A 10,931-nucleotide genomic window follows, 5' to 3' on the forward strand; every position below is an offset into this window, starting at 1 on the left:
CTTTTGAAACAGTCGACTAACAGTCGACCCTACCGGTACTGCAACAACGACCAAAGGCCGGGGGCTTACGCCCCCAGCCTTGGCTGCATCGCCGTGAATCGGTGACGATGCAAGGTAACTGCTTACTTGACTTCGACAGTCGCGCCAGCAGCTTCCAGGTCCTTCTTCATCTTCTCGGCTTCGTCCTTCGAAGCGTTGTCCTTCAGGACGCCGCCGGCTTCGGCCAGGTCCTTCGCTTCCTTCAGGCCCAGGCCGGTGATGGCGCGGACGGCCTTGATGACTTCGACCTTCTTCTCGCCGGCAGTCTTCAGGGTGACGACGAATTCGGTCTGCTCTTCAACAGCAGCAGCCGGGCCAGCGGCAGCAGCCACGGCGACCGGAGCAGCGGCGGAGACGCCGAACTTCTCTTCGATGGCCTTGACCAGCTCCATCACTTCCATCAGGGACTTCTCGGCGATGGCGTCGACGATCTGTTCGTTGGTAAGGGACATGATTAATACCTTTGGATGATTTTCTGGGTTGAGGTTCCGTCAGGAACCACGGTAAGTCGAAACTCAGGCGGTCTCGGCGGCCGGCTCGGCAGCGTCGGCGGCGACATCGCCACCACCCTGCTTCTCGCCAACGGCCTTGATGGCGCGGGCAAACATCGTGACCGGCTCGGTCAGGACGCGGGCCAGCATGGCCAGGGCCTGGTCGCGGGTCGGCAGCGATGCCAGCACGTCGACGTGGCTCGCCGGGAACACTTCACCACCGATGGCGACGACCTTAGCCTTCAGCTTGTCGTTGCCCTTGGCGGCTTCCTTGATCAGGCGACCGGCAGCGCCGGGCTCCTCGAGCGAGAACGCGTACAGCAGCGGACCAACCATCTGGTCCTGTGCGACTGCGAACTCGGTGCCTTCAACGGCGCGCGAAGCCAGGGTGTTCTTGACAACCTTCAAGAAAACACCGGTTTCACGAGCCTGCTTGCGCATCGCGGTCATCTGGGCGACCGTGGTGCCAGCGTATTCGGCTGCGATCAAGGAGTGGGCCTTGGCGGCGACGTCTGCCAGCTCGGCGACTACTTCTTGCTTCTGGGACAGATTGAGAGCCATTGCACTCCTCCTATTGAACTCCGCTTACGGCTCCTGCCGTGTGCGGTCCTGTGCGGCATCCGTCCTGGACGCCGGGAACATCGGGATGATGTTCCGGGGGTGGGCCGTTCTAGACCTGGAGTGGGCCAACCTGGGAAACCCAGACGTGCGTGAACCAGAAAAACTCCAGAAGGGCACCATCTACGCAGGGTGATTCCGGGGAATCGATTAAGCGCTCATGACTGCTCCGGCGGCGACTCCTTGCCAGATCGAGCTTCCGTGCCCGTCGCCGGTATTGCCACGACCGCGCCTGCGGTCTTTGACGGCTACCGCGGGCGATGCACTGCCAGCGATGCCTTCAAATGTCACGGTCACGGCACCGAAGGCACCGTGACCGCTTGAAACAATTACTTCAGGGTCAGCGACGACTGGTCGACGGTGACGCCCGGGCCCATCGTCGAGCTAACCGAAACCTTCTGCAGGTAGGTGCCCTTCGAGGTGGCCGGCTTGGCCTTGATCAGGTCCAGCAGCAGTGCGGTCAGGTTCGACTTCAGCGCGTCTTCGGCGAAGTCGGCCTTGCCGATGGTGCAGTGGATGATGCCGGCCTTGTCGGTGCGGTAACGGACCTGACCCGACTTGGCGTTCTTCACGGCTTCACCCGGGTTCGGGGAAACGGTGCCGACCTTCGGGTTCGGCATCAGGCCGCGCGGGCCCAGCACGGTGCCCAGCTTACCGACGACGCGCATGGCGTCCGGGGTCGCGATGACGACGTCGTAGTTCAGATCGCCGGCCTGCATCTTCTCGGCCAGATCGTCCATACCGACGGCTTCGGCGCCAGCGGCCAGGGCTTCGTCAGCCTTGGCACCGGCCGGAGCGAACACGGCGACGCGGACCGACTTGCCGGTACCAGCCGGCAGCACGGTGGAGCCACGGACCTGCTGGTCGGACTTCTTCGCATCGACGCCCAGGCGCACGGCAACGTCGATCGACTCGACGAACTTGGCCTTGGTGGCGCTCTTCAGGATGTTGATCGCGTCCTCGAAGGCGTACGCCTTGCCCGGAACGACGGCGGCCTTGATGGCCTTCTCACGCTTGGTCTGTGCCATCTTATTAACCCTCCACCACGAGGCCCATGGAACGGGCAGAGCCAGCGATGGTACGCACGGCGGCGTCCAGGTCGGCGGCAGTCAGATCCGGTTCCTTCGCCTTGGCGATCTCTTCCAGCTGCTTACGGGTGACCTTGCCGACCTTCTCGGTATTCGGGCGCTTGGAGCCCGACGAGATGCCAGCGGCCTTCTTCAGCAGGGTGGTAGCCGGGGTGCTCTTGGTGATGAAGGTGAACGTACGGTCCGAGTAGGCCGTGATGATCACCGGAACCGGCAGACCCGGCTCGAGCTTCTGCGTGGCAGCGTTGAACGCCTTGCAGAATTCCATGATGTTCAGACCACGCTGACCCAGCGCAGGACCGACCGGCGGCGAGGGGTTGGCCTGACCGGCCTTCACCTGCAGCTTGATGTAACCGACAACTTTCTTTGCCATGTGAGTGCTCTCCGGGTGCTAGCGCCTTTCGACAACAGGCTCCCCATCGGACCGGGAATCACGCGTCCCGGCATCGCGTTTTGAAATCATGCTGAAGGCCACCTTGCGGCGGCCTCGTCCTGCTGGCTTTCCCAGCGGGGAGCCGCGCACTATAACAGGTTTTTTCTTCACATGCCTGAAGCGGCAGGTATACGAACGAAACCGGGCCGGGCCCGGTTTCTGGTCCGGAGTCGAGCATGGCTCGACTCTACAGACGGGTCAGACGGCCTTTTCGACCTGCCCGAACTCGAGCTCGACCGGGGTGGCACGACCGAAGATCAGCACCGAGACGCGCAGGCGGCTCTTCTCGTAGTTGACTTCTTCGACGACGCCATTGAAATCGTTGAACGGACCGTCGGTGACGCGGACCATCTGGCCCGGCTCGAACAACACCTTCGGACGCGGCTTCTCGACACCTTCCTGAACGCGGTTCAGGATGGCCTCGGCCTCGGAATCGGCGATCGGCAACGGACGATCGGCAGTGCCGCCGATGAAGCCCATCACGCGCGGGGTTTCCTTGACCAGGTGCCAGCTTTCGTTGTCGATGCGCGGGATACCGGCTTCTTCGTGGGTCTCGATCTGGACCAGCACGTAACCCGGGAAGAACTTGCGCTCGGAACGGCGCTTCTGGCCAGCGCGCATCTCGACCACTTCTTCGGTCGGGACCAGGACGTCGCCGAAGCGCTCTTCCATGCCGTCACGGACGATGCGATCGCGCAGAGCCTGCGCCACCGACTTCTCGAAGCCCGAATAGGCGTGAACGACGTACCAACGCTTCATGCAATTCTCCTTAGCGGCTCAGGAACCACTGAGTCAGTTTCTGGATCAGGAAGTCGAAGCCACCCAACAGCAGGCTGAGGATGAGCACCACGACGATCACGACCCACGTCATGCGGATGGCTTCCTGGCGCGTCGGCCAGACCACCTTGCGCAGTTCGAAGCGCGACTCGGAGAGGAATTCGCGGGTGTCGCGCCCCTTGCCGGTCAGCATGAACACGCCGATACCGCCAACCAGACCGACCACGACCGCCAACGCACGCAGCTGACCTGCCCACGCACCCAGCTGGGCGGCGCGACCAGAGTCGGCGGAGAACCAGAACCAGACGAACAGACCGGCCAGCACCAGCAGCGATGCGGCGACATACTTGACGATATCCCCACCGTGGGTGGAGTTGTCCTTGGAGTGTTCGATCTTGCTATTCATCCGGCTGTGTCTGCTTTAGCGGCCCAGGCCGCTGGATAAGGTGGGCAGATGGCACGCCAGGAGGGACTCGAACCCCCAACCTGCGGTTTTGGAGACCGCTGCTCTGCCAATTGAGCTACTGGCGTACGTTGAAAACTTGCCTTCCCTTAGACGGCGAAGGCGGACCGAGGTTCCCGGCCCGCCATTCGCGTAACCGGCGGCGCTATGCAACCACCGGTACTGCAGGCTTACTCGATGATCTTCGAGACCACGCCGGCGCCGACGGTACGGCCGCCTTCGCGGATGGCGAAGCGCAGGCCTTCGTCCATTGCCACCGGGTTGATCAGGGTGACGACCATCTTGACGTTGTCACCCGGCATCACCATTTCGACGCCTTCCGGCAGAGCAGCTGCGCCGGTGATGTCGGTGGTGCGGAAGTAGAACTGCGGACGGTAGCCGTTGAAGAACGGGGTGTGGCGGCCGCCCTCGTCCTTCGACAGGACGTAGACTTCGCCTTCGAACTTGGTGTGCGGCTTGATCGAACCCGGCTTGGCCAGCACCTGGCCACGCTCGACGTCGTCACGCTTGGTGCCGCGCAGCAGCAGGCCAGCGTTGTCGCCTGCCTGACCCTGGTCCAGCAGCTTGCGGAACATTTCAACGCCGGTCACGGTGGTCTTCTGCACCGGACGGATGCCGACGATTTCGATTTCGTCGCCAACCTTGATCACGCCACGCTCGATACGACCGGTCACCACGGTGCCGCGGCCCGAGATCGAGAACACGTCTTCCACCGGCATCAGGAACGGCTTGTCGATCGCACGCTCCGGCTCCGGGATCCAGCTGTCCAGGGCGTCGACCAGCTTCAGGATGGCCGGCACGCCGATGTCGCTCTGGTCGCCTTCCAGCGCCAGACGGGCCGAACCGGCGATGATCGGGGTGTCGTCGCCCGGGAAGTCGTACTTGCTCAGCAGCTCGCGCACTTCCATCTCGACCAGCTCGAGCAGCTCGGCATCGTCAACCATGTCGGCCTTGTTCAGGAACACGACGATGTACGGCACGCCGACCTGACGCGACAGCAGGATGTGCTCACGGGTCTGCGGCATCGGGCCGTCAGCGGCCGAGCACACCAGGATCGCGCCGTCCATCTGGGCGGCACCGGTGATCATGTTCTTGACGTAGTCAGCGTGGCCCGGGCAATCGACGTGGGCGTAGTGACGGACCGGGGACTCGTATTCGACGTGCGCGGTCGAGATCGTGATACCACGAGCCTTTTCTTCCGGCGCGGCGTCGATCGAGGAGTAGTCCTTGAACTCGCCACCGAAGCGCTCGGCACCGATCTTGGTCAGTGCGGCGGTCAGCGTGGTCTTGCCGTGGTCGACGTGACCGATGGTGCCGACATTGACGTGCGGCTTGGTGCGCTCGAACTTACCCTTGGCCATGGCTGCTTATCTCGAATTCGTCTGAGAGGTGATGCTTAAGATGGTGCTCACGAAAGGAATCGAACCTTCGACCTCTTCCTTACCAAGGAAGTGCTCTACCGACTGAGCTACGTGAGCCGAGTTTTGCATTATGACATGAACTCGATAAGATTCAAAGTTCATTCAATGGAGCGGGAGACGGGAATCGAACCCGCACCATCAGCTTGGAAGGCTGAGGTTCTACCATTGAACTACTCCCGCGCCGGGAATGTCACAACGTGAAACTGGTGGAGGGAGGTGGATTCGAACCACCGAAGGCGTAAGCCAGCAGATTTACAGTCTGCCCCCGTTGGCCGCTTGGGTATCCCTCCTTACCACCCCATTCCGTTGCCGCCGAAGCGTTGCGGTGTGTGGTGGTGAGCCGCTTATTCTGCTGATGGGACGGGGGGCTGTCAACGCTTTTTTCCATCTTTTTCACACGTTGTCGCAAACCCATTGATACGCAAGGTTATTGCCCGGGGACCGGCAGGGTCTCGCTGGCGAAAATTGCGACATGAGGGACACCGTCGGCGCCGATCCAGCCCCGATACATGCCCTGGGTGTTGAACGGCGTGGCCATTTTGCCGTCTGCGGCGAGCACGATCGCACCGCCGTCACCGCCCATCTGCGGAATCGTGTCGTTGATGACGCCCTTGCCGGCCTGCTCCGGGGTCTGCCCCTGGTAGCGCATGCGCGCACAGATCTCGTGCGCGGCCGCGGTGCGGATGTAGTACTCGCCCCAACCGGTGCCCGATACCGCACAGCGCGCATCGGCCCAGGTGCCGGCGCCGATGATCGGCGAGTCACCCACCCGGCCATAGCGCTTGTTGGTCATGCCGCCCGTGGAAGTACCGGCGGCCAGCTGCCCCTGCGCATCCAGCGCGACGGCACCGACGGTACCGAAGTGCTTTGCGGTCTCCAGGTCGGCATGCGCCTGGCCATTGGCCTCTTCCTTCAGCGCACGCTGCAGCTGCTGCCAGCGCTTCTCCGTGCGGAAGTAGGAGGGATCAACCAGAGGAATGCCCTGCTCCACCGCGAAGGCTTCGGCGCCCTGCCCGACCATCATCACGTGCCTGGACTTCTGCATCACGGTCTGCGCCAGCAGGATCGGGTTGCGCACCCGCTGCACGCCGGCCACCGCACCTGCCGCCTGGGTGGCGCCGTCCATCACTGCGGCATCCAGCTCGTTGTGGCCGTCATGGGTGAACACCGCGCCCTTGCCGGCGTTGAAGGTCGGATCGTCCTCCAGCACGGTGATCGCCGCAGTGACTGCTGCAAGCGCCGGGCGACCGGCCGCCAGTTCGGCATGGCCCTTCAGCAGTGCGGCGCGCAACGCTTCGCGCGCGGCCTTTTCTTCTGCCGGCGACAGGTCCTTGCGCTCGACGCCGGCGCCGCCATGGATGACCAGCAGCGGCAACGTGGCCGGTGCGGCCTGGGCGAGCAATGGCAGGGACAGCAGCGCGGACAGCGCCAGGCGCAGTTTCATCGGGTACGTCTCCAGCAGGTGTAGTGAAGGGATTGCACGGGTGGCGCCGGCCGCTGGCCGGCACCGGTCGCATCAGGGAAGGTGAGTTGCCGGCCAGCGGCCGGCACTACCGGGAGGGAAGATCACTGGCGCACGACTTCAATCTCGCCGTCACTGACGTCGGCCACGGCCTGGTAGTCGGCCTCGGCCTGGAAGTCATCCAGGCGCATGCGGCTGCCGCTGGCGACCACGGTCACCGGAACGGCATGGAAGCGCAATGGTTCGCCCTCGACCAGGCGGTCGGCATCACGACCGGGGCTGACCACCCAGACCTTGCCTTCGCCATCAGCGCTGTAGACCTGCGCCTGGCCATCGGGCTCCACGCACAGGGCAGTGTCCTCATCAACGCCAATGCCGACGATGTCGGGGTCGCCGCTGTCCTGCGCAGCGCGTGCCACGAACACGATGAGGCGGCCAAGGCGGTCACGCTTGTCGAAATGGGTGTCGGTGACCACGCGCTGCAGGTAGGGCATCTGCAGGAAGCCACTGTCCATGGTGACTGCGCTGCCCATCGGGTCGGCCAGCGCACCGGCCGAGCTGATGCTGCCGCCATCCATGGCGCCATAGGCATAGCCGCCGAGGATGGCCAGGCCAGCGCTGGTACCGGCAATCGGCTTGCCGGCGCGCACATGGGCGTTGAGCGCGCGGTTGAGTGCGGTGCCCTTCCAGAAGCGGATGTAGCGCGACTGGTCGCCGCCGGCGATGAAGATGGCATCAGCCGCAGCGACCACGCGCAGCACGGCTGGATCATCGGCGCCGCGGCGGCTGTCGAAGACCAGGGTCTGTACCGCGGTGGTGCCGCCGATCTCGCGGTACAGGCGGTCCTGCAGTTCATCGCCGCCGGAGGCGCGCAGGATCAGCACACGGCCATTGCCGGCCTGCTTCAACCACCACTGGAAAGCATCTGGCACCCACTCGCCACCGCCCATCAGCATCATCGCGGGCGCACGTGGGCCGGGGCGTGGGGCCTCCAGGTCGCCGACTTCGTAGTAGGCGAAGCCGGGGCCCTGCAGGTCCTGCGCGGGCGTGGCCAATGGCCAGGCCAGCACCAGCAGCGCCAACCAGGCAACGGGGGTACGCAGGGTCCGGTGAAGGCGTCGCATCTTGATCTCCCTGAACAAAATCGACTTGCAAGCGTTTTCACTCTTTGCCAGATAGGGACCCAGTAGTCAAGGACATAAAAAAGGCGTTAAATGCGCGCGCCCATTCCGGAAATCTGAATGGGGGACAGGGCCCCTCCTCTGCGGGCCGGCTTCATTTCCGAGAATTCCTCATGCGTAGAAAGGCGATGGCGTGGTCGATCCAGCTGGCGTTGATGGGTGTGGCTGCTTCCGCGGCCGCCCAGGCTCCGGCTTCCTCTTCGGTACAACAACTGGACGCGGTGCAGGTCACCGGTTCGCGCATTCCGCGCGCCCAGGTGGAAGGCCCCGCCCCGATCACGGTGATCAACGCCGAACAGATCCGCTCCAGTGGCTTCACCAGCGTGCCGGACGTGCTGCGTGCGATGACCCAGAACGGCGGTGAGACACAGAGCCAGCAGTCTTCCAGTGGCGCCGACTTCTCGCCGGGCGCCCAGCAGGTGGACCTGCGCGGCCTCGGCCCGAACCACACGCTGGTGCTGGTCAATGGCCGCCGTATCGCCGACTTCCCGATGCCGTTCAAGGGCCGCAGCAACTTCACCGATGTCTCCAACATTCCGCTGGGGATGATCGAGCGCATTGAAGTGCTGACCGGCAGCGCCTCAGCCATCTATGGTTCGGACGCGATTGCCGGCGTGGTCAACTTCATCCTGAAGAAGAAGGCCGACGGCACCACCATCGACATGCGCATGGGGACCACCACCGAAGGCGGTGGCGAGTCGTTCGACATGAGCATCGCCAGCGGTTTCAGCCGTGGCAACTTCAACGCGGTGTACAGCGTCGAACTGCAGTCGCAGACCCCGCTGTGGGCCTATGAGCGCGACATCCAGGACTCGACCCAGGACGGCCCCACCGAGGGTTCACGCATCGCGCGCCGTGCCTACCTGCGCACCGACTACAACGATGACTACCTGGACCCGGGCGCCGCCACCTGCGAAGCGCTGGCCGGGCAGAACCAGGGCAGCACCTACCGCGCCTATCGCCCGAAGTACGGCTACTACTGCGGCAGCGACAGCTCGATCGGCTACGGCACCATCCTCAGCAAGCGCCGCGGTGCCAACGGCTACGCGTCGCTGAGCTACGACTTCGACAATGGCCAGCAGTGGTTCGCCGACGTGCAGCTGGGCTACCACACGATGTCGCTGATGCGCGACGTCACCAAGTGGGGCCGCATGGATGCCAACGGCGATGAGTCGGGCTACTTCAACAACGAAGCCACCGGCGAGATCGAGTTCTGGCAGCGCCAGTTCTCGCCCGAGGAAATGGGTGGCCTGCGCAACGCCATGGTGCGCAGCACGCAGAAGACCTTCAGCGTGACCACCGGCTTCAAGGGCAACCTGGCCGGCAACTGGGATTACGAAGCGGCGCTGAGCCATTCGCAGTACCAGTCGCGGATCAGCTGGGCCCAGATCATCGCCGCCAAGGCCAATGACCTGTTCCTCGGCCCGCAGCTGGGCGTGGATGACGACGGTTTCCCGATCTACAACGCCGACCCGTCACGCCTGTACCGGCCGCTGACCCGCGCCGAGTACGATTCGATCGCCGCGCGCACCACCTACACCCCGAAGTCGCGCACGGAGACCGCCGCCTTCACCCTGACCAATTCGGCGCTGTTCGGCCTTCCGGGGGGCGACGCCGGGTTTGCCGCGACCGTGGAAGTGGGCCAGCAGGCCTACTCGCTGAACCCCGATCCGCTGGCGACCGAGTACTACTACTACAGCTGGAAGGATTCGGACGGCAAGGGCTCGCGCAACCGCTGGGCGACCGCTGCGGAGCTGCGCATGCCGCTGCACGAGACGGTCAACCTGAGCGTGGCCGGCCGCTACGACCAGTACCGCTATTCCGGCCACACCATCGGCAAGGCGACCTGGAGCGGTGGCCTGGAATGGCGCCCGATCGACACGCTGCTGGTCCGCGGTTCGTACGGCACCGCGTTCCGTGCGCCGGACCTGCACTACGTGTTCGCCGGCCCGGGCAACGATGAGACCACCGCCGAAGACCTGTACAGCTGCCGCGCCGACGGCGCCACCGATTGCGCCGACTACGAACGCAACCTGATCCGCAGCCGCACCGGCAACCGCCAACTCGACCCGGAAACCAGCACGTCGTGGAGTGCCGGCTTCGTCTGGTCGCCGGCGATCGGCCTGGACCTGTCGGTGGACTGGTTCGACATCGACATGCGCAACCAGGTGCAGGACATGGACGTGCGCACGATCCTGGCCAACGAAGCGAACTGCCGCCTGGGCAGCGCCGACATCACCTCGCCGACCTGCGTGGATGCGCTCGCCCGCATCACCCGCAGCAACGACGGGCGCCTGTATGGCGTGCGCGTGGAGCCGATCAACGTCGCCCGCGAGTCCACCTCCGGCATCGACGTCGGCCTGCGCTACCGCCTGCAGACGGGCATCGGCGACTTCATCTTCAACGGCACCCACACCTGGGTGAAGAAGCATGATTTCCAGCGCTACCCGGGTGACCGTACCGAAGACCAGTTCGCAGTGAACAGCGGCTTCGACATCCCGCGCACCAAGACCAGCCTGAGCGTGACCTGGGAGAAGGATGCGTGGTCGGCAACGGTGTACGGCTCGCGCCTGGGCAAGCTGCCGACCTCGGACAGCTACGACCAGGTGTTCGACTGGGACAGCGGCGACAGCCCGTACGTGAAGGCAACGTATCGCTACAACGCCTCGCTGCAGTACCGCTTCGACGACCACTCGCGCCTGTCGCTGTCGGTGGTCAACGTGTTCAACAAGATGCCGCCGAAGGACCGTACCTACACCGCCTACCCGTACTACGACGTGTCCTGGTTCGACAGCGTCGGCCGCACGATCAACCTGCAGTACACGCACAAGTTCGGTGGCAGCGCGCTGTAAGCGCCCGGCCAGCGCCGATACAGGAGACCCCCCGCTTCGGCGGGGGTTCTTTTTTTCCGCCGCCTGAACGGTTTCCAGGCAGGAGCGGCCGCCTGGCCGGTCCACG

Annotated in this window: 10 protein-coding genes and 4 tRNA genes; 1 reads left to right on the forward strand and 13 read right to left on the reverse strand. The window is 64.3% G+C overall.

The window, feature by feature from the left end; translation table 11 throughout:
- Positions 1-122: 122 nt before the first annotated feature.
- The 13 genes from rplL to BKE09_RS07240 form a co-directional block, all read right to left on the reverse strand.
- Positions 123-491, reverse strand: coding sequence for a 50S ribosomal protein L7/L12 (gene rplL, locus BKE09_RS07175; protein ID WP_014036098.1), 369 nt, complete (start codon positions 489-491; stop codon positions 123-125).
- Between the two features lie 63 nt (positions 492-554).
- Complete coding sequence (rplJ, locus tag BKE09_RS07180; protein WP_005408203.1) at positions 555-1,091, reverse strand: 50S ribosomal protein L10; 537 nt, start codon at positions 1,089-1,091, stop codon at positions 555-557.
- Positions 1,092-1,477: 386 nt separating this feature from the next.
- The gene (gene rplA, locus BKE09_RS07190) at positions 1,478-2,176 is read right to left on the reverse strand and encodes a 50S ribosomal protein L1 (protein WP_004154350.1); all 699 of its coding nucleotides are present in this window, start codon (positions 2,174-2,176) and stop codon (positions 1,478-1,480) included.
- A 4-nt stretch (positions 2,177-2,180) separates the two neighbouring features.
- Positions 2,181-2,609 carry a 50S ribosomal protein L11 gene (gene rplK, locus BKE09_RS07195; RefSeq protein WP_004145248.1) on the reverse strand — a complete coding sequence of 143 codons (429 nt, stop codon included), beginning with the start codon at positions 2,607-2,609 and terminating at the stop codon, positions 2,181-2,183.
- A 258-nt stretch (positions 2,610-2,867) separates the two neighbouring features.
- Entirely contained in the window at positions 2,868-3,428 is a 561-nt protein-coding gene (nusG, locus tag BKE09_RS07200; protein ID WP_004154362.1) for a transcription termination/antitermination protein NusG, read from the reverse strand.
- 10 nt (positions 3,429-3,438) lie between these two features.
- A complete protein-coding gene (gene secE, locus BKE09_RS07205; protein ID WP_075675282.1) occupies positions 3,439-3,852 on the reverse strand; it encodes a preprotein translocase subunit SecE in 414 nt (137 codons plus the stop codon).
- A gap of 49 nt (positions 3,853-3,901) precedes the next feature.
- Positions 3,902-3,977 (reverse strand) — tRNA-Trp (locus tag BKE09_RS07210).
- A gap of 102 nt (positions 3,978-4,079) precedes the next feature.
- Positions 4,080-5,270: an elongation factor Tu gene (tuf, locus tag BKE09_RS07215; protein ID WP_004154360.1), complete on the reverse strand. Its 1,191-nt coding sequence runs from the start codon at positions 5,268-5,270 to the stop codon at positions 4,080-4,082.
- Between the two features lie 41 nt (positions 5,271-5,311).
- A tRNA-Thr gene (locus BKE09_RS07220) sits at positions 5,312-5,387 on the reverse strand.
- A 49-nt stretch (positions 5,388-5,436) separates the two neighbouring features.
- Positions 5,437-5,510: transfer RNA gene (locus tag BKE09_RS07225), tRNA-Gly, on the reverse strand.
- Positions 5,511-5,534: 24 nt separating this feature from the next.
- Positions 5,535-5,620, reverse strand: a tRNA-Tyr gene (locus BKE09_RS07230).
- Between the two features lie 137 nt (positions 5,621-5,757).
- Positions 5,758-6,774 carry an isoaspartyl peptidase/L-asparaginase gene (locus BKE09_RS07235; protein WP_075675283.1) on the reverse strand — a complete coding sequence of 339 codons (1,017 nt, stop codon included), beginning with the start codon at positions 6,772-6,774 and terminating at the stop codon, positions 5,758-5,760.
- A gap of 122 nt (positions 6,775-6,896) precedes the next feature.
- On the reverse strand, positions 6,897-7,916 hold the full coding sequence (locus tag BKE09_RS07240) for a cyanophycinase (RefSeq protein WP_075676618.1): 1,020 nt from the start codon (positions 7,914-7,916) through the stop codon (positions 6,897-6,899).
- 170 nt (positions 7,917-8,086) lie between these two features.
- Here BKE09_RS07240 and BKE09_RS07245 point away from each other — a divergent pair, with 170 nt between their 5' ends.
- Positions 8,087-10,825, forward strand: coding sequence for a TonB-dependent receptor (locus tag BKE09_RS07245; RefSeq protein ID WP_075675284.1), 2,739 nt, complete (start codon positions 8,087-8,089; stop codon positions 10,823-10,825).
- Positions 10,826-10,931 lie beyond the last annotated feature (106 nt).

Origin of the sequence: Stenotrophomonas sp. TD3 (genome assembly GCF_001939825.1) — a bacterium.
In the GTDB taxonomy this organism is placed as follows: Bacteria; Pseudomonadota; Gammaproteobacteria; order Xanthomonadales; family Xanthomonadaceae; genus Stenotrophomonas.